Annotated in this window: 19 protein-coding genes; 15 read left to right on the top strand and 4 right to left on the bottom strand. The window is 67.8% G+C overall.

The features are described from left to right. Positions 1 to 104: 104 nt before the first annotated feature. The 4 genes from ftsY to K3A85_RS00625 form a co-directional block, all read right to left on the bottom strand. Positions 105 to 1,031 carry a signal recognition particle-docking protein FtsY gene (gene ftsY, locus K3A85_RS00640; RefSeq protein WP_225204559.1) on the bottom strand — a complete coding sequence of 309 codons (927 nt, stop codon included), beginning with the start codon at positions 1,029 to 1,031 and terminating at the stop codon, positions 105 to 107. After that, positions 1,028 to 2,251 (bottom strand): MiaB/RimO family radical SAM methylthiotransferase, encoded by a 1,224-nt coding sequence (locus K3A85_RS00635; protein WP_225204558.1) that lies wholly within the window; start codon positions 2,249 to 2,251, stop codon positions 1,028 to 1,030. The genes ftsY and K3A85_RS00635 overlap by 4 nt, the downstream gene beginning before the upstream one ends. Before the next feature lie 10 nt (positions 2,252 to 2,261). After that, a complete protein-coding gene (gene dapF, locus K3A85_RS00630; protein ID WP_225204557.1) occupies positions 2,262 to 3,071 on the bottom strand; it encodes a diaminopimelate epimerase in 810 nt (269 codons plus the stop codon). 69 nt (positions 3,072 to 3,140) lie between these two features. Continuing rightward, positions 3,141 to 4,841: a putative bifunctional diguanylate cyclase/phosphodiesterase gene (locus tag K3A85_RS00625; protein WP_225204556.1), complete on the bottom strand. Its 1,701-nt coding sequence runs from the start codon at positions 4,839 to 4,841 to the stop codon at positions 3,141 to 3,143. Between the two features lie 305 nt (positions 4,842 to 5,146). Between K3A85_RS00625 and ffh the strand changes: the two genes are divergently transcribed. The 15 genes from ffh to K3A85_RS00550 all read left to right on the top strand — a co-directional run bounded on the left by ffh (position 5,147) and on the right by K3A85_RS00550 (position 17,276). Continuing rightward, positions 5,147 to 6,649: a signal recognition particle protein gene (gene ffh, locus K3A85_RS00620; protein ID WP_225204555.1), complete on the top strand. Its 1,503-nt coding sequence runs from the start codon at positions 5,147 to 5,149 to the stop codon at positions 6,647 to 6,649. A 32-nt stretch (positions 6,650 to 6,681) separates the two neighbouring features. Next, a complete protein-coding gene (rpsP, locus tag K3A85_RS00615; RefSeq protein WP_225204554.1) occupies positions 6,682 to 7,128 on the top strand; it encodes a 30S ribosomal protein S16 in 447 nt (148 codons plus the stop codon). 2 nt (positions 7,129 to 7,130) lie between these two features. Continuing rightward, positions 7,131 to 7,649, top strand: coding sequence for a ribosome maturation factor RimM (rimM, locus tag K3A85_RS00610; RefSeq protein ID WP_225204553.1), 519 nt, complete (start codon positions 7,131 to 7,133; stop codon positions 7,647 to 7,649). Between the two features lie 5 nt (positions 7,650 to 7,654). Continuing rightward, entirely contained in the window at positions 7,655 to 7,945 is a 291-nt protein-coding gene (locus K3A85_RS00605; RefSeq protein WP_225204552.1) for a hypothetical protein, read from the top strand. Between the two features lie 70 nt (positions 7,946 to 8,015). After that, complete coding sequence (locus K3A85_RS00600; protein WP_225204551.1) at positions 8,016 to 9,524, top strand: serine hydrolase domain-containing protein; 1,509 nt, start codon at positions 8,016 to 8,018, stop codon at positions 9,522 to 9,524. A 47-nt stretch (positions 9,525 to 9,571) separates the two neighbouring features. Next, positions 9,572 to 9,931 (top strand): AbrB/MazE/SpoVT family DNA-binding domain-containing protein, encoded by a 360-nt coding sequence (locus tag K3A85_RS00595; RefSeq protein ID WP_225204550.1) that lies wholly within the window; start codon positions 9,572 to 9,574, stop codon positions 9,929 to 9,931. Further along, on the top strand, positions 9,928 to 10,302 hold the full coding sequence (locus K3A85_RS00590) for a type II toxin-antitoxin system VapC family toxin (RefSeq protein WP_225204549.1): 375 nt from the start codon (positions 9,928 to 9,930) through the stop codon (positions 10,300 to 10,302). Before K3A85_RS00595 ends, K3A85_RS00590 begins: the two co-directional genes overlap by 4 nt. Further along, positions 10,302 to 10,619 (top strand): hypothetical protein, encoded by a 318-nt coding sequence (locus K3A85_RS00585; RefSeq protein WP_225204548.1) that lies wholly within the window; start codon positions 10,302 to 10,304, stop codon positions 10,617 to 10,619. The genes K3A85_RS00590 and K3A85_RS00585 overlap by 1 nt, the downstream gene beginning before the upstream one ends. Next, a complete protein-coding gene (trmD, locus tag K3A85_RS00580; protein WP_225204547.1) occupies positions 10,616 to 11,557 on the top strand; it encodes a tRNA (guanosine(37)-N1)-methyltransferase TrmD in 942 nt (313 codons plus the stop codon). Before K3A85_RS00585 ends, trmD begins: the two co-directional genes overlap by 4 nt. A gap of 3 nt (positions 11,558 to 11,560) precedes the next feature. Beyond that, positions 11,561 to 11,941, top strand: coding sequence for a 50S ribosomal protein L19 (rplS, locus tag K3A85_RS00575; protein WP_169492005.1), 381 nt, complete (start codon positions 11,561 to 11,563; stop codon positions 11,939 to 11,941). 246 nt (positions 11,942 to 12,187) lie between these two features. After that, positions 12,188 to 13,213: an aspartate-semialdehyde dehydrogenase gene (locus tag K3A85_RS00570; protein ID WP_225204546.1), complete on the top strand. Its 1,026-nt coding sequence runs from the start codon at positions 12,188 to 12,190 to the stop codon at positions 13,211 to 13,213. Positions 13,214 to 13,260: 47 nt separating this feature from the next. Beyond that, positions 13,261 to 13,704, top strand: a complete 444-nt coding sequence (locus tag K3A85_RS00565) for a GFA family protein (RefSeq protein WP_225204545.1) — start codon at positions 13,261 to 13,263, stop codon at positions 13,702 to 13,704. A 132-nt stretch (positions 13,705 to 13,836) separates the two neighbouring features. Further along, the gene (locus K3A85_RS00560; RefSeq protein ID WP_225204544.1) at positions 13,837 to 14,616 is read left to right on the top strand and encodes a sulfite exporter TauE/SafE family protein; all 780 of its coding nucleotides are present in this window, start codon (positions 13,837 to 13,839) and stop codon (positions 14,614 to 14,616) included. Continuing rightward, the gene (locus K3A85_RS00555; protein ID WP_225204543.1) at positions 14,616 to 15,368 is read left to right on the top strand and encodes an alpha/beta fold hydrolase; all 753 of its coding nucleotides are present in this window, start codon (positions 14,616 to 14,618) and stop codon (positions 15,366 to 15,368) included. The genes K3A85_RS00560 and K3A85_RS00555 overlap by 1 nt, the downstream gene beginning before the upstream one ends. Before the next feature lie 81 nt (positions 15,369 to 15,449). Further along, entirely contained in the window at positions 15,450 to 17,276 is a 1,827-nt protein-coding gene (locus K3A85_RS00550) for a M2 family metallopeptidase (protein ID WP_225204542.1), read from the top strand. Positions 17,277 to 17,375: the final 99 nt, after the last annotated feature.

Raw genomic sequence — 17,375 nt, 5'->3', positions numbered from 1 at the left:
GAAGGACCGTCCTTCTTGCGGAGCGCGCCTCGCTGAAGGCGAAAGGCAGCCCTTCGACAGGCTCAGGGCGGTCGGGGCGGGGTGGCGGAGATTTGGCGGCAGGCTCACTGGAACACTCCCGCGATGACCTTGGCGACGAGATCGGGATCGAACGGGCGCAAGTCGTCGATCTTCTCGCCGACGCCGATCGCGTGGATCGGCAGGCCGTACTGCTCGGCCGCGGCAACCAGCACGCCGCCGCGCGCGGTGCCGTCGAGCTTGGTCATGATCAGACCGGAAACGCCCGCCACTTCCTTGAAGATCTCGATCTGCTGCAGCGCGTTCTGGCCGTTGGTCGCATCGAGCACCAGCACCACGTCGTGCGGCGCCTCCGGGTTGAGCCGGCCGAGCACGCGGCGGATCTTGGCGAGCTCGTCCATCAGCTCGCGCTTGTTGTGCAGGCGCCCGGCGGTGTCGACGATCAGCGCATCGATGCCGGTGTCGGTCGCCGCCTTCACCGCATCGAACACGATCGAGGCGGGATCGCCGCCTTCGGGGCCGGTGGCGATCGGAACGCCCAGCCGGTCGGCCCAGACCTTGAGCTGCCCGATCGCGGCGGCGCGGAAGGTGTCGCCCGCCGCCAGCATCACGCCATAGTCCTGCTCCTGGAACAGGTGGGCGAGCTTGGCGATGGTGGTGGTCTTGCCCGAGCCATTGACGCCGATGACGAGGATGACCTGCGGGCGCGGGAAGGCGACCACGTCGAGGGGCTTCGCCACCGGGCGCAGGATTGCGGCGATCTCCTCGGCCACCGCTTCGCGGATGGCGCGGTCGTCGATGCCCGCCTCGAACCGCGCACCGGCGAGCTTCTCGCGGATGCGCGCGGCGGCGCGCGGGCCCAGGTCCGACAGGATCAGCGCGTCCTCGATGTCGTCGAGCTGCGCGTCCGACAGGCGCGTGGTGCCGGAAAAGCCGGCGAGATTGCCGACGAGGCGTTCCGACGTCTTGCGGAAGCCGCCGAGCAGTCGGTCGGACCAGCTTTCGCTACTCATGCCAGCATTCCTTCGACGATCCTTGTGGGTTCGAGCGTGACGAGACTGCCCGCCGCGATGCCGGGCGGCAGGCGATAGGGGGCGAAGTCCGCGCCATGGCCGGTGCCGTCGCGTTCGGCAAGCACTTGCGCCGGCTTCCCGACGCGCGAGGCGAGCCAGCGTTCCCGGCTGGCCGCGACCGCGGCGCGCAGCTCGCCCGCGCGTGCCCGCACCAGCGGCGGCGGCACTTGCGGCATCCGCGCGGCCGGCGTGCCGGGGCGCGGCGAATAGGGAAAGACGTGGCCGTGGACGATCTGGCAGGCGGCGACGATCGCCACGTTGTCGGCATGCATCGCGGCGTCCTCGGTCGGGAAGCCGGCGATGAGGTCGGCGCCGATCGCGATCTCGGGCCGGGCGCCGCGCAGCCGTTCGACCAGCGCGATGGCCTGGGCGCGGGCATGGCGGCGCTTCATCCGCTTGAGGATCATGTCGCTGCCCGATTGCAGCGAAAGGTGGACGTGCGGCATGACCCGCGCCTCGCCGGTGATCAGCTCGAACAGCAGCCCGTCGATCTCGATCCCGTCGAGCGAGGACAGGCGCAGGCGGGGGAGCGCGGGGCAGGCGGTCAGGATCGCCGCGACCAGATCGCCGAGCCGGGGCGCGCCGGGCAGGTCCGCCCCCCAGCTGGTCACGTCGACGCCGGTCAGCACCACTTCGTTGACGCCGAGCGCAAGGTGGCTTTCGACCTGCCGCACGACGTCGGCGACGGGCAGCGAGCGGCTGGCGCCGCGCCCTTGCGGGATGATGCAGAAGGTGCAGGCGTGGTCGCAGCCGGTCTGCACCGGCACGAAGGCGCGGGTGTGGTGGGCGCTGACCTTGGCGCTGACCTGGGCGCTGACCTGCGCAAGGGCGCCTGGTGGAGAGCGATCCCGGCTTTCGCCCGAATGACGATAGAGCGCAGGGTCGGTCTTGCTCGCGTTCGGCACCACGCCGTCGACTTCCGCCATCGCGGCGAAGGCGTCGGGTTCGATCGTCGCGGCGCAGCCCGTCACCAGCAGGCGCGCGTGCGGGTGCTCGCGGCGCAGGCGGCGCACCGCGCGGCGCGACTGGCGCACGGCTTCGGCGGTGACGGCGCAGGAATTGACCACCACTGTCGGCGGCCCATCGGCGAGCGCGCCACGGATCGCCTCGCTTTCGGCAAGGTTCAGCCGGCAGCCGAGCGTGACCACCTCAACGCTCACGCCGTCACCATCATGCGGGATAGTCCGCGTCCTCGAACGAACCTTCGAAGCTGGTCGCGGCAGGCCCGGTCATCAGGATCGAGCCGTCCTCGCGCCAGGCGATGGTCAGGCCGCCGCCGGGCAGGTCGACGCGGGCCTTGCGGCCGACCAGCTTGCGCCGCATCGCCCCGATCGCGGTGGCGCAGGCCCCCGTGCCGCAGGCGCGGGTGAGGCCGACGCCGCGCTCCCACACGCGCAGGCGCAGGTGGTCGGGACCGACCACGCTCGCCACGTTGACGTTGACGCGCGCGGGGAACAGCGGGTCGGTCTCGATCAGCGGTCCCAACCGGGCAAGGTCGACCGCATCGCAATCGGGCACGAAGAAGATCACGTGCGGATTGCCGACATTGACCGCCGTCGGATCGGCGAGGTCCTCCCAGCCGACCGGCATGGCCAGCGTGTCCATCGCATAGGCGAGCGGGATCGTGTCCCAGTCGAACCGGGGCTGGCCCATGTCGACGCTGACGCCATCGGCGGCGGCGCTCGCGTGGATCAGGCCGCCGAGCGTCTCGATCCGCTGTTCGCCGCCCAGCAGCAGGCCGACCGCGCGGCTGGCGTTGCCGCAGGCTTCGACCTCGCCGCCGTCGGCATTGAAGATGCGCATCCGCACGTCGGCGACCGCGCTCGGTTCGAGCACGATCAGCTGGTCGCAGCCGATGCCGGTGCGCCGGTCGGCGAGGGCGGCGGCGCGCTTGGGCGACATCGCGACGGCGCGCGCGCGCGCGTCGATCACGACGAAGTCGTTGCCGAGGCCGTGCATCTTGCGGAACGGGGTGCGCATGGCGCGCGGGTCTAGGCGCGTGCGCCGCGCCGCGCAATGCACGAGGCGCCGCGCGCGCGAAGGAAATGCTCAGCGCAGCGCGACGCGCGTGGCGTTCGCCGGTGCAAGCGCGGGGGCAGGGTCAGCGACAGCGGCAGAAGCCTCGTCGCGGGGGGCAGGGGCCGGCATGGCCAGCAGGCCCTCCGCCGCGAGCGCTGCCTTGACCTCGTCCGAGCTTGCGGGCTCGCCATAGAGGTAGCCCTGGCCCTTGAAGCTGCCGTACTTGCGCAGTTCCTCGAGCACCGTGTCGCTTTCGATGCCCTCGGCCGTGATCGGCAGGTCCATGCCGCGGCCCAGCGAGGAGATCGCCTCGATGATCGTCGAGCTGTCCTTGTTGCGCCCGAGCGTCGAGACGAAGCTGCGGTCGATCTTGATCCGGTCGAACGGCAGCGAGCGCAGCTGCGCAAGGCTCGAATAGCCGGTGCCGAAGTCGTCGAGGCTGATCGCGATGCCCTGGTTGCGCAACGAGGTGATCAGCGAGCGCACCACCCCGATGTTCTCGTGCAGGCAGGTCTCGGTGATCTCGATCTCCAGCCGGCTCGGCGGGAAGTTGGCCTCGACCAGCAGCTTGAGGATCTTCTGTGCGAACCAGGGATCGCGCAGCTGCAGCGGCGAGATGTTGACCGACAGCGTCAGCCGCGGGTCCCAGCCGCGCGCATCGGCCAGCGCCTGGCGGATGAGCGCTTCCGACAGCGGCGCGATCACGCCCATGTCCTCGGCGATGGGGATGAACGTCTCGGGGCTGACGAGGCCGAAGCGCGGGCTCTGCCAGCGCGCCAGCATCTCGAAGCCGGTCAGCGCGCCGGTCTCGAGATCGACCTGCTTTTCGTAGAAGGGCACGAACTCGCCGTTCGCGATGCCGTCGCGGATGCCGCGCTCGAGCTCGGCGCGGAACTGGATCTCGCGCTCCATCGACGGGTCGAACCAGCAATAGCGGTTCCGCCCGTTCTTCTTGGCCTGGTACATCGCCAGGTCGGCGCGGTGCTGGAGCGCGTGCGACAACGCGCGCGGGGAATTGTCGACGTCCACCGCGCTGCGCGCGATGCCGATCGAGCCGGTGATGTCGAGCGTGGTGCCGTGCCACCCGATCGGCAGCGCGATCGCTTCGTTGAGCTGCGCCGCCAGACCGTCGATCGTGGCGACGTGCCCCGGCGGCAGGGCGGCCGCGCAGACGAACTCGTCGCCGCCGAGCCGCGCGAGCACCGATCCGTCGGGCAGCAGCGCGCGCAGCCGCCGCGCGGTCTCGACCAGCACCGCATCGCCCGCCTGGTGGCCGTGGAGGTCGTTGGAGCGCTTGAACCCGTCGAGGTCGATCATGGCGAGGACGATCTCGTCGCCCGAGGCGGCGGCGGCGGCGACGAGCGATTCGATCGCCGGGTCGACGCTGCGCCGGTTGAGGCAGCCGGTCAGCGGATCGGTCTCGGCCAGGAGGCGGGCGTTCTCTTCGGCATTGCGCCGTTCGCGCACCTCGCGGGTCAGCTCGGCATGGCGGCGCCAGCCGAAGATGATCAGCGCGATGTTGAGGATCAGCGCATTGCCGAGCGCGGAATCGGCGGGCGTATCGCCATAGGCGAGATTGCGCACCAGCGGTCCCAGCACGCTCGAACCGGTGCCGACGAACAGCAGGATCGCGGCGACGAGGATGCCGAGCGCAACGATGTCGCGCTCGGCGCGCGCAAGCGGAGGCGAAGCCGTGGTGCCCGCCAGCTTGTCCGCCTCGGTCTGTGCCATCCGTGCTTGCCCCCGTCGCAAATCTCTTTCGAAGGCCTACGCATCCGTCCTCAATTTTCGGTTAATGGTCCGATCCGGAGGTCGGGAAAGGGGGCCGACCGGCGTGTCCATCGGCGGGCAATCGGGCGGGCAATCGGGCGGGCGCTTGCGTTTGCCGGATATCTTGGCTAGGGGCGCCCCGGTGAGGCCGCACCTTCGTGTGCTGCTGCAACGGATTCGACCCTGGCCCATGACGCCACACGCTGGTCTGCGAGGTTTCGCACACCGGCGTTTTTGGCGTTTGGCGGCCGACAGGAGTGTGGCGCGTGTTCGATAGTCTGTCAGACCGGCTTGGCGGCGTGTTCGATCGCCTGCGCGGCCGCGGCGCGCTGCAGGAGGAAGACGTCCGCGCGGCGATGCGCGAGGTGCGCATCGCGCTGCTCGAGGCCGACGTCGCGCTGCCCGTCGTCCGTCGCTTCGTCGACCAGGTGACCGAGCAGGCCGTCGGCCAGCAGGTGCTGAAGTCGGTCACGCCCGGCCAGCAGGTGGTCAAGATCGTCAACGACGCGCTGGTCGAGATGCTCGGCGGCGGCGCGGCCGACCTCGATCTAAACGCCGCGCCGCCGGTGGTGATCATGATGGTCGGCCTGCAGGGCTCGGGCAAGACCACCAGCACCGCCAAGATCGGCAAGCTGCTCAAGGAAAAGCGCGGCAAGAAGGTCCTGATGGCCTCGCTCGACGTCAATCGTCCGGCGGCGCAGGAACAGTTGAAGGTGCTCGGCGAACAGGCGGGCGTCGCCACGCTGCCGATCATCGTCGGCCAGCAGCCGGTGGAAATCGCCACCCGCGCGATCAACGCGGCCAAGTTGCAGGCAGTCGACGTCCTGCTGCTCGACACCGCGGGCCGTCTCCACGTCGACCAGGCGCTGATGGACGAGATGAAGGCGGTCGCCGCCGTGTCGGCGCCGAAGGAAACGCTGCTCGTCGTCGATTCGCTGACCGGCCAGGACGCGGTCAACGTCGCGCAGAACTTCGCCGGCGAAGTCGATCTCACCGGCGTCGTGCTGACCCGCATGGACGGCGATGCTCGTGGCGGCGCCGCGCTGTCGATGCGCGCGGTCACCGGCAAGCCGATCAAGTTTGCCGCCACCGGCGAAAAGCTCGACGCGATCGAGGCCTTCCACCCCGAGCGCGTCGCCGGCCGCATCCTCGGCATGGGCGACATCGTCTCGATCGTCGAAAAGGCGGCCGCGACGATCCAGGCCGAGGACGCCGAGAAGCTCGCCGCGCGCATGGCCAAGGGTCAGTTCGACATGAACGACCTGCGCACCCAGCTGCGCCAGATGCAGAACATGGGCGGGCTCGGCATGCTCGCCGGCATGATGCCGGGCATGAAGAAGGCCAAGCAGGCGATGGCGCAGTCGGGCATGGACGACAAGGTCCTGCTCCACATGGACGCGATCATCGGCTCGATGACCCCCAAGGAGCGCGAGAAGCCCGAACTGCTCAACGCCAAGCGCAAGATCCGCATCGCCAAGGGTTCGGGCACGCAGGTGCAGGACGTCAACAAGCTGATCAAGATGCACATGGAAATGGCCAAGGCCATGAAGCAGATCAAGAAGATGGGCGGTCTGAAGGGCCTCGGCGCGCTGTTCGGCAAAGGCGGCCTGGGCGCTGCCATGCCCGGCCTCGACCAGCAGATGGGCGGCGGAATGGGTGGCCTTGGCGGCGGTCTGGGAGGCCTCGGCGGCGGCAACGGAATTGGCGGTCTTCCGGGATTGGGCGGCGGCATGCCGGGCAATCTGGGCGACCTGCTCAAGAAGAAGTGAATTTGATCCAGTTTTTCGGAAAGGTGAAGTAAATGTCTGTTTCCATGCGTCTTTCGCGCGGCGGTTCGAAGAAGCGCCCGTACTACAAGATCGTCGTCTCGAACAGCCGCGCCCCGCGCGACGGCAAGTACCTCGAGCAGGTCGGCACCTACAACCCGCTGCTCGCCAAGGATGACGAGAACCGCGTGCGCCTCGTCGAAGACCGCGTGCGCTACTGGCTGGGCGTCGGCGCGCAGCCGACCGACCGCGTCGCCCGCATGCTCGACAAGGCCGGCGTGAAGGAACGCGCTGCCACCAACAACCCGCAGAAGGGCGAACCCGGCAAGAAGGCCAAGGAGCGCGCCGAGGAAAAGGCCGAGAAGCTGCGTGAGGCCGAAGAGGCCGCCGCCGCTGCCGCCGCCGAGGCTGCCGAAGCCGCTGCCGCTCCGGCCGAAGCTCCGGCCGAGGAAGCTGCCGGCGAAGAGCAGGCCGAGGCCTGATCTTGCGCGGCACCGGGCGCGATCGGCCTGTCACGCTCGCCGCCGTCACCGGCGCGCACGGCGTGACGGGCGAGGTCCGCCTGAAGCTGTTCGGGGAAGGCGTGGCGGCGCTCAAGCGCTACCGCGCCTTCAACGATTCCACGCTGACGGTCAGCGCGATCCGCGACGATGGCAAGGGCGGGGCGATCGCGCGCTTCGTCGAAGTTCCCGATCGCACGGCGGCCGAACGCTTGCGCGGCACGGCGCTGACCGTCCCGCGTTCGGCCCTGCCGCCGCTGGCCGATGGCGAATACTACCATGCCGACCTGATCGGCCTGCCCGCCGTCTCGACCACCGGCGAGGCGCTCGGCACCTGCATCGCGGTCGACAACTTCGGCGCGGGCGACGTGCTCGAGATCGAGCGAGTGCCGGCCGAAGACGGCAAGAAGCCCCGGCGCTTCATGGTGCCGATGCGCCCCGAAGCCGTGCCCGACTGGAACGACGAGCGGCTGCTGATCGAAGCCGCCTTCGCGGAGGAGTAGGCCCTATGGTCTGGCTGATCGCCGCGCTGGTTCTGATCGGGGTGCCCGCCGTGCTCGCCACGGTGTTTTCCTGGCGCCTTGCCGCCCGCGTTCCGGCGATGCCGCGCTGGCGGCGGGTGGCGCTCGCCGCGGTGCCTGCCGGCCTCGCGCCCGTCACCCCCGGCCTCATCGCCGTCTGGCGCGCCTACCGCCTGACCACGCTGGTGCCGCTGGGCACGGTGTTCACGCTCGGCCTGATCGTGGCGCTCGTGGTCGGCGTTCCCGCCGCCTGGCGCGCGACGCGGGTGAAGGGCTGACGTCGAAAAGGCATTGGCTTTTCGCGCCCGCGCGCGCCACTCTCCGACCGGCCAAGGGGGGAGGGCGATCATGCGCAAGGCAAGCGGACTGATGGCGGTGGCGCTCGCGCTCCAGCCGCTCGCCGCGCAAGCGCAGGCCGCGCAGCCCGATCTCGCCGCGCTCGACCCGCAGATCGATGCGATCCTCACCAAGTGGATGGCCGCCAACCATGTCCCCGGGCTGGTCTTCGGCGTGGTCAGGGACGGCCACCTTGCCTACGTGAAGGGAGAGGGCGTGCAGGACACGGTGCGGCAACGCCCCGTCACCCCCGACACGCTGTTCCGCATCGCCTCGATGACCAAGGCGTTTACCGCGCTCGCCATCCTGCGCCTGCGCGACGAAGGCCGCCTCGGGCTCGATGACCCTGCCGATCGCTACGTCCCCGAACTGCGCGGCTGGACCTATCCCACCGCCGATGCCCCGCGCATCACCATCCGCGACCTGCTCACCCACACCGCCGGCTTCGTCACGGATGATCCCTGGGGCGATCGCCAGACGCCGCTGTCGCAAAGCGCCTTCACCGCGCTGCTGCGCACCGGCGTGCCCTTCACCCGCGCGCCCGAGATGAAGCACGAGTACGCCAACCTCGGCTACGCCATCCTCGGCCGGGTGATCGCCAACGTGACCAAGGCACCTTACCGCAACTACGTCGAAAAGACTTTGCTCGGACCGCTCGGCATGACCGCGAGCGGCTTCGACGTGCTCGCGCATCCGCAGGACAAGCGCGCGATCGGCTATCGCTGGGAGAACGAGGCCTGGGCGCAGGAACCGACGATGAAGGACGGCGCGTTCAACGCCATGGGCGGGCTTGAGGTCAGCGCCACCGACTACGCCAAATGGCTCGCCTTCATCCTCTCCGCCTGGCCGCCGCGTGACGATGCCGAGGCAGGCCCCGCACGCCGCGCCACCGTGCGCCGCATGGCGCAGGGCCTCAACTTTGCCGCCGTGTTCCACCGCTACGCCACCGGCGGCGACAAGCAGTGCCCCGGCACGGTCTCCTACGGCATGGGCTGGCGCGTGATCGGCGATTGCGACTACGGCACGGTGCTCGCCCACGGCGGCGGCTTTCCGGGCTATGGCAGCCACGTGATGGTCCTGCCCGAATACGGCGTCGCGCTCTTCTCGCTCACCAACAGGACCTATTCCGGCCCCAGCCAGCCGGTGTGGGACGTGGCCGCGCTGCTGCGCGAAAAGGGCGTGATCGCGAGGCGGCAGGAGCCCGTCTCGCCCGATCTCGCCAGCTTCTACGCCGCCGCGCAAGCCGTCTGGGCCGCAGGCTCGGTCGATCCGCTGCAAGGCCGCGTTGCGATGAACTTCGCGATGGACCGCACGGCCGCCAACTGGGCCAAGGTGCTCGCCGAGACCAGAGCCAAGGCGGGCCTCTGCGAAACCACCGCCCCCGTGAAGCCCGACGGCGCGATGAGCGGCGCCTTCACCTGGCCCTGCGCCAACGGAAAGATCGCCGGAACCCTGACGCTCGCGCCGACCCGGCCGATCACGCTGCAATCGCTGAGCTATACGTTCAAACCCGGGGATTGAGCGCGACGGCGTTTACGTATATACGGCATGTATATACGGAGGCTATGATGGGCAAAGACGAAAAAGTGGGCGAAGATCGCAAGAAATTCGACATGAGGGTTTTCGGTTCGGCGCCTTGGATGAAAGCGGTCGAGAAGCAGCGCCATCGCACCAAGGTGTTCAAGTCAGGGAATTCGCTCGCGGTTCGCATTCCATCCGGCACCAAGCTTTCCGCAGGAATGGAGATGGACCTCGTGGTCGAGGACGGTCAGTTCCTTTCCTATGAGCCGGTTGAGCAGCCCCGCCGCATGTTCAACATCGCCAAGGTTGCAGGCTCCGCGACGAGCCTCAAGCCGATCCGTCCGGAAGATCGCGTGTTCGAAGATCGCCCGTTGCGGAGCATGGGTGGTGCGAAGGACGAGACGTGAAGTACCTGCTCGACAGCAATGTCATCATCGCGCTGGTCATGAACAATGACCAAGGCGTCTATGCCCGCGCATCGCAGTGTGAGGCTGGTGAAATGGTGACGTCGGCAATCTGCTACGCCGAAGTTGCCTATGGTTCTGCTAACGAGAAGCCGCCCGCGACAGAGCAGCTTCGCGCATTCGTCGAGGAAGTGCCGGTGCTGAACTTCGATTTCAAGGCAGCCCAAGCCTACGCGACGTTGCCCTTCAAGCGCGCCAGCTACGACCGGCTGATCGCCGCCCATGCGCTTTCGCATGGGCTGATCGTGGTGACCGACAACGAAAGCGACTTTGCCGATGTGCCGGGGTTGGTGGTCGAGAACTGGACGGCGTGATGGATCTCATGCTCTCTGGCATGCTTGGGGTAGCGATAGTTTCAGCGTCCCTTGCATTATTTGCAGATTGGCGATGGCCGTCTGCACCTACGCGGAGGATCGCGCTGATAAGCGGTTTCGCCGTGCCGCTTTGCTTTTCGCTCATCTATCCGCTGGCGTTGCTCTGGATATGGAATAGGCCCAGTCGTGGACTCGACGCCGATGGCATGACGCTGTTGGTGATCGGAATGTTTGTTGGCTTTGCGTTTCTGGCGGCGCTGATTGCTGGTGTTCCTGCCGCAATCCTAACGTTGACGTTTCTTCGAAAGAGATCATGACCTTCCTCGCCACCGTCCTCACGCTCTATCCCGAGATGTTCCCCGGTCCCCTCGGCGTCAGCCTTGCCGGGCGCGCGTTGCGTGAAGGGACGTGGGCGATGGACGCGGTGCAGATCCGCGACTTCGCCATCGATAAGCACAAGACCGTGGACGACACGCCCGCAGGCGGCGGCGCGGGGATGGTGCTGCGCGTCGATGTGCTGGCAAAAGCCATCGACCACGCGCGCGACCCGGCGCGGCATCCCAGACCCGTCCGCCCTGAGCCTGTCGAAGGGCTGCCTTGTTCTTCGGACCTTGCGCTGCACGACGAAGGCAAAAGCAGCCCTTCGACAAGCTCAGGGCAGGCGGTGGAGGGGGCTCTCCCCGAAACGCGACGCCAGTCGGACAACCCCCTCCACCATCCTGCGGATGGTCCCCCTCCCCGTGTGGGGGAGGTTCTGGACCGCCCGGTCATCGCGCTTACCCCCCGCGGCAAGCCGCTCACTCAGGCCCGTGTGCGCGAACTCGCGCAAGGCCCCGGCGTCATCCTCGTCTGCGGGCGCTTCGAGGGTTTCGACGAGCGCATCTTCGAAGGCCGCAACGTCGAGGAAGTGTCGGTCGGCGACATAGTGCTCTCGGGCGGGGAATGCGCCGCGCTGATGCTGCTCGATGCTTGCATTCGGCTGCTTCCCGGCGTAATGGGCGCGCCTTCAAGCGGGCATGAGGAGTCGTTCGAGAACGGTCTCCTCGAATACCCGCACTACACCCGGCCCGCTGAGTGGGAAGGGCGCACGATCCCTGAAGTGCTGCGATCGGGGGATCATGCGAAGATCGCGGCTTGGCGCAAGTCACAGTCCGAGATCGATACACGGCTACGCAGGCCGGACCTTTGGGAGCGCCACACCGGCGCTCGGGTCCAGTCTGCCTCTGGTGCGCGGCACGAAGTGCAGGACGATTGAAAAATGAACCTGATTCAGCAGCTTGAAGCTGAAGCCATCGCCGAGTTCAAGGCGAAGAAGGAAATCCCGGACTTCCGTGCGGGCGACACCGTGCGCGTCGGCGTGCGCGTCGTCGAAGGCGAGCGTACCCGCGTCCAGGCTTACGAAGGCGTGTGCATCGCGCGTTCGAACCGCGGCCTCGGCTCGAACTTCACCGTTCGCAAGATCTCGTTCGGCGAAGGCGTGGAGCGCGTGTTCCCGCTGTATTCGCCCAACATCGATTCGATTACCGTCGTTCGCCGGGGCGTCGTGCGCCGTGCGAAGCTCTACTATCTGCGCGGTCGGACCGGCAAATCGGCGCGTATCGCCGAACGCAAGGTCACCAAGACCAACGCGGAAGGTTGACCAGGACGGGTGGCGAAACCACCCACGCCCAACGGATCGAACCCCGGTGAAAAGGCGTCCTGGCACAACGGCCGGGGCGCCTTTTTCGCGTCTCCGGCCCCAAGCGCCGGGCAGCGCCATTAAACGGGACATTGGATGGCCGAAAGGCCAATTGGCTTGGCTGGAAGCCTCCAGCCGCTAAGGGACGGCCGCAAGACGCCCGGGCGACGCGCGCGGGCAGGGCCACGACCCCAAGGAGTGCTTGAAATGGGTTATCGGGTAGTCGTCGTCGGCGCCACGGGCAACGTGGGCCGCGAAATGCTGAACATCCTCGCCGAGCGCGAGTTTCCGATCGACGAGATCGCCGCGGTCGCCTCGCCGCGCTCGCAGGGCGTGGAGATCGAATTCGGCGACACCGGCCGGATGCTCAAGGTCCAGAACGTCGAAAACTTCGACTTCACCGGCTGGGACATCGCGCTGTTCGCCGCAGGCTCGGGCCCGACCAAGATCTACGCGCCCAAGGCCGCGTCGCAGGGCTGCGTGGTGATCGACAATTCCTCGCTCTACCGCATGGACCCGGACGTTCCGCTGATCGTGCCCGAAGTGAACCCGGACGCGATCGACGGCTACACCGCGCGCAACATCATCGCCAACCCCAACTGCTCGACGGCGCAGATGGTCGTGGCGCTCAAGCCGCTGCACGATGCCGCGAAGATCAAGCGCGTCGTCGTCTCGACCTACCAGTCGGTCTCGGGCGCGGGCAAGGACGGCATGGACGAGCTGTTCGAGCAGAGCCGCGCCATCTTCGTCGGCGATCCGGTCGAGCCCAAGAAGTTCACCAAGCAGATCGCCTTCAACGTGATTCCGCACATCGACGTCTTCCTGGATGATGGTTCGACCAAGGAAGAATGGAAGATGGTGGCCGAAACCAAGAAGATCCTCGATCCCAAGGTCAAGGTCGTCGCCACTTGCGTGCGCGTGCCGGTCTTCGTCGGCCACTCCGAGGCGATCAACATCGAGTTCGAGAACGAGCTTTCGGCTGAAGACGCCCAGAACATCCTGCGCGAGGCGCCGGGCGTCATGCTGATCGACAAGCGCGAGGACGGCGGATACGTCACCCCGATCGAATGCGTCGGCGATTTCGCCACTTTCGTGTCCCGCGTGCGCGAGGACAGCACGATCGACAACGGCCTCAACATCTGGTGCGTGTCGGACAACCTGCGCAAGGGTGCGGCATTGAACGCGGTGCAGATCGCCGAACTGCTCGGCCGGCGTCACCTCAAGAAGGGCTGATCGCAAGCACGGTTGGCGGGCGCTGCGGCGTCCGCTAACCTTGCCCGATGCGTGAGACGACGACCGGCGGCTGCCAGTGCGGCCGCATCCGCTACACCGTGGCGCTGGAAGGCAACGACGCCTACTTCTGCCACTGCCGCATGTGCCAGCGCGCGACCGGCGGCGTCGCGGCGGCCTTCGTCCAGGTCAAGGCGGCGGATGTCGCCTGGCACCACCAGCCCGACTGGTACCAGTCCTCTCCCATCGCCCGCCGCCCGTTCTGCAGCACCTGCGGCACGCCGCTCGGCTTCGTCTTCAACGACGGCGAGGGCATGGACCTGACCGTCGGCTCGTTCGACGATCCCGCGCGCTTCCGCCCGGTGGCCCACGCCGGCGCCGAGAGCCTGCACGAAGCCTGGCTCGACACTACCGCCCTGCCGCGCCACCGCAGCGAGACCACGCCCAGCATCGCCGAGCGCTGGAAGGCGGCAGGCCTGCCGGTGCCCGACTGAGCCGTCCTCGCGCTAAAGCTGGCGTCCCTGCCGGCAAACCAGAGATTGTCGCCACGCCCATTGCGGGCGCGCGCCTTGAACCCCTATGGCGAACCGGCTTGAGGGACCCGACCACGGGACCGAGGGGGACAGATGCTTGAACACCTCGACGCGGCTCATGCCGTCGCCGGATTGCTGGTCGGCACGCTGGTCGGCCTGACCGGCGTCGGCGGCGGATCGCTGATGACGCCGATCCTGGTGCTGATCTTCGGCGTCAATCCCGGCACCGCGGTCGGCACCGACCTGCTCTTCGCCTCGATCACCAAGATCTTCGGCTCGTTCGTCCACAACCGCCACGAAAGCGTCGACTGGAAGATCATGCGCCGCCTCGCCATGGGCAGCGTGCCGGCCGCCATCGTGACGCTCGCGGCGGTCTCGATCTTCGGCAGGTTCGGCAAGGACACCAGCCAGGTCATCCTGACCGTGCTCGGCGTCATGCTCGTCATCACCGCGGTCGCCACGCTGTTCCAGAAGCAGATCGTCCGCTTCGCCCGGGGCCACGAACGGCTCAAGGACTCGCGCGCGCTCCTGCCAACGATCGCGCTCGGCGCCCTGCTCGGCGGGGCGGTCTCGGTCTCGTCGGTCGGCGCGGGCGCGATCGGCGTGACCGCGCTGCTGATGCTCTACCCCGCGCTTCGCGTCTCGCGCATCGTCGGCACCGACATCGCCCACGCCGTGCCGCTGACGATGGTCGCAGGCTTCGGCCACTGGCTGATCGGCGGTGTCGACCCCGTGCTGCTGCTTGCCCTGCTACTCGGCTCGATTCCGGGGGTGGCGGCAGGAAGCCTGTTGTCGACGCGCTCGCCCGACCATATCCTGCGACCTGCGCTGGCGGCTGTCCTGCTGGCCTCGGGGATCAAGTTGCTCAACTGATGGACGTCACCACCGAATATTACGAAGGCTTCGGCGGAGCGCGCCTTGCGCTCCATCGCGCGGGATCCGGCCGTCCGCTGGTCCTGCTGCACGGGCTGTTCTCCTCGGCCCACGTCAACTGGGTCAAGTTCGGCACCGCCGCGCAGCTCGTCGCGGCCGGGTTCGAATGCCTGATGCCCGACTTGCGCGTCCATGGGGACAGCGCCGCGCCCCACGATCCGGCCGCCTATCCGCCCGACGTGCTTGCCCGCGATCTCGAAGCGCTCGTCGCCCACCTCGGGCTCGACGACTTCGACCTCGCCGGATTTTCGCTGGGTTCGCGCACCTCGGCGCGCGCGGTGATCGCCGGCCTGCGCCCGCGCAAGCTGATCCTCGCCGGCATGGGGCTCGAAGGGCTCGCCGGCTGGGCGCGGCGGCAGGACTTCTTCCTCGACGTGATCGACCGCTTCGGCACGATCCGCCCGGGCGACCCGGCCTATGTCTCGCAGCAGTTCCTGAAGACGATGCAGGTCGACCGCGCCGCCGCCCGGCTGCTGCTGCAGACGATGGAGGACACCGACCCCGCGCAGCTTTCGGCGATATCGATGCCCACGCTGGTGCTCTGCGGCGACAAGGACAACGACAACGGCAACGCCGACCGGCTGGCCGAGGCGCTGCCGCACGCCGTGCGCGCCACGATCCCCGGCACGCACATGAGCAGCGTCACCATGCCCGAGATGGGCCGCGAAATGGTTTCATTCCTCACCACTTGACCTCGGGAAGGCACCGGTTAACCAAGGACAGGTAGCGCCGCGCGGGAGAGCCCGGCGCCGATGCCCTTGGGGAGTGTTTCGATGAAGTCGCTCGTTTCCGTGCTCGCGCTCGCCGCGGCGAGCCTTGCCGTTCCCGCCGCCGCGCAAAGCGCGCCCCCCTCCGCTGCGGCGCCCGCTCCGACGTCGGCGCCCGACTGGGTGAAGTCGGCCGAGCAGGAGCTTTACGACGCGACGGTGCGCGCCGGCCGCAACGAGTGGATCTACGAGACCTACATCACCGACGACACCGAGGCGCTCGCCGCCGAATCCAACGCCTCGATCAACAAGCTCCAGGTCGCGCAGGCCAAGCAGGCTGCCGATTACGCGAGGGCCGGCGGCATTTCGCCCGAGCTTGCGCGCAAGCTGACGATCATGCGCACGCAGATCACGTCGCCTGCGCCGACCACGCCCGGCGCGGCCGAGGAATTCGCCACGCTCCAGGCGCGCATCCAGGGCATGTACGGCAAGGGCAAGGGCACGCTGAAGGGGCAGCCGATCAACGGCAGCGACATCGAAGCGGCGATGGGCGAGAACCGCAACCCGGACGAGCTCAAGGAGATGTGGCTCAGCTGGCACGACAACGTCGGCAAGCCGATGAAGGCCGACTACGCGCGGATGATGGAAATCTCCAACGCCGGCGCCGCCGAACTGGGCTTTGCCGATACCGGCGCGCTGTGGCGCTCGAACTACGACATGACGCCCGAAGCCTTCGCCGCGCTCACCGAGAAGATTTGGGGCGAGGTGAAGCCGCTCTACGAGCAGCTGCATTGCTACACCCGCACCAAGCTCAACGAGAAGTACGGCGATGCCGTGCAGGCGAAGACCGGGCCGATCCGCGCCGACCTGCTCGGCAACATGTGGGCGCAGGAATGGGGCAACATCTACGACATCGTCGCGCCGGCGGGCGCCGGTGACATCGGCTACGACGTCGGCGAACTGCTCAAGGCCAAGGGCTACGATGCGACGAAGATGGTCAAGGCGGGCGAGAACTTCTATTCCTCGCTCGGCTTCGCGCCACTGCCCGACAGCTTCTGGCAGCGCTCGCAGTTCGTGAAGCCGCAGGACCGCGAAGTCGTCTGCCACGCCTCGGCCTGGGACATCGACAACAAGGACGACCTGCGCATCAAGATGTGCATCAAGGTGAACGGCGACGACTTCACCACGATCCACCACGAGCTTGGCCACAACTACTACCAGCGCGCCTACAACAAGCAGGACACGCTCTACCTCAACGGCGCCAACGACGGCTTCCACGAGGCGATCGGCGATTTCATCGCGCTGTCGATCACGCCTGAATACCTCGTCCAGATCGGCCTGCTCGATCGCGCCAAGGTGCCGCCGGCGTCCAAGGACACCGGCCTGCTGCTGCGCCAGGCGATGGACAAGGTCGCCTTCCTGCCCTTCGGCCTGCTGATCGACCGCTGGCGCTGGGGCGTGATGGACGGCTCGATCAAGCCCGCGAACTACGAATCCGCATGGAATGACATGCGGCTCAAGTACCAGGGCCTCGTGCCGCCGGCCGAGCGCGGCGCCGATGCCTTCGATCCGGGCGCGAAGTTCCACATTCCCGGCAACGTCCCCTATACGCGCTACTTCCTTGCCCGCGTGCTGCAGTTCCAGTTCTTCGAGGCGGCGTGCAAGCAGGCGGGCTGGAAGGGTCCGCTCCACCGCTGCAGCTTCTACGGCAACAAGGAAGTGGGCAGGAAGCTCGACGCGATGCTGTCGATGGGCGCCTCCAAGCCCTGGCCCGATGCGCTCGAGGTCTTCACCGGCAGCCGCGAGATGAGCGGCGGGGCGATGATTCGCTACTTCGCGCCGCTGCAGAAGTGGCTTGCCGCGCAGAACAAGGGCAAGGACTGCGGCTGGTAAAAGTCCCGTAAATTCAACGTTCCGGTGGGGCGCGGCAGGCCGATCAAGGTGCTTGCCGCGCCCCTTCGTTTGTGAGACGCTGGGGGCACAATAAAAAAA

The organism is Novosphingobium huizhouense (genome assembly GCF_020179475.1).
GTDB classification, from domain to species: Bacteria; Pseudomonadota; Alphaproteobacteria; order Sphingomonadales; family Sphingomonadaceae; genus Novosphingobium; species Novosphingobium huizhouense.
Note: the sequence above shows the minus strand (reverse complement) of the source record. Positions and strands in the feature narration are given on the sequence as shown.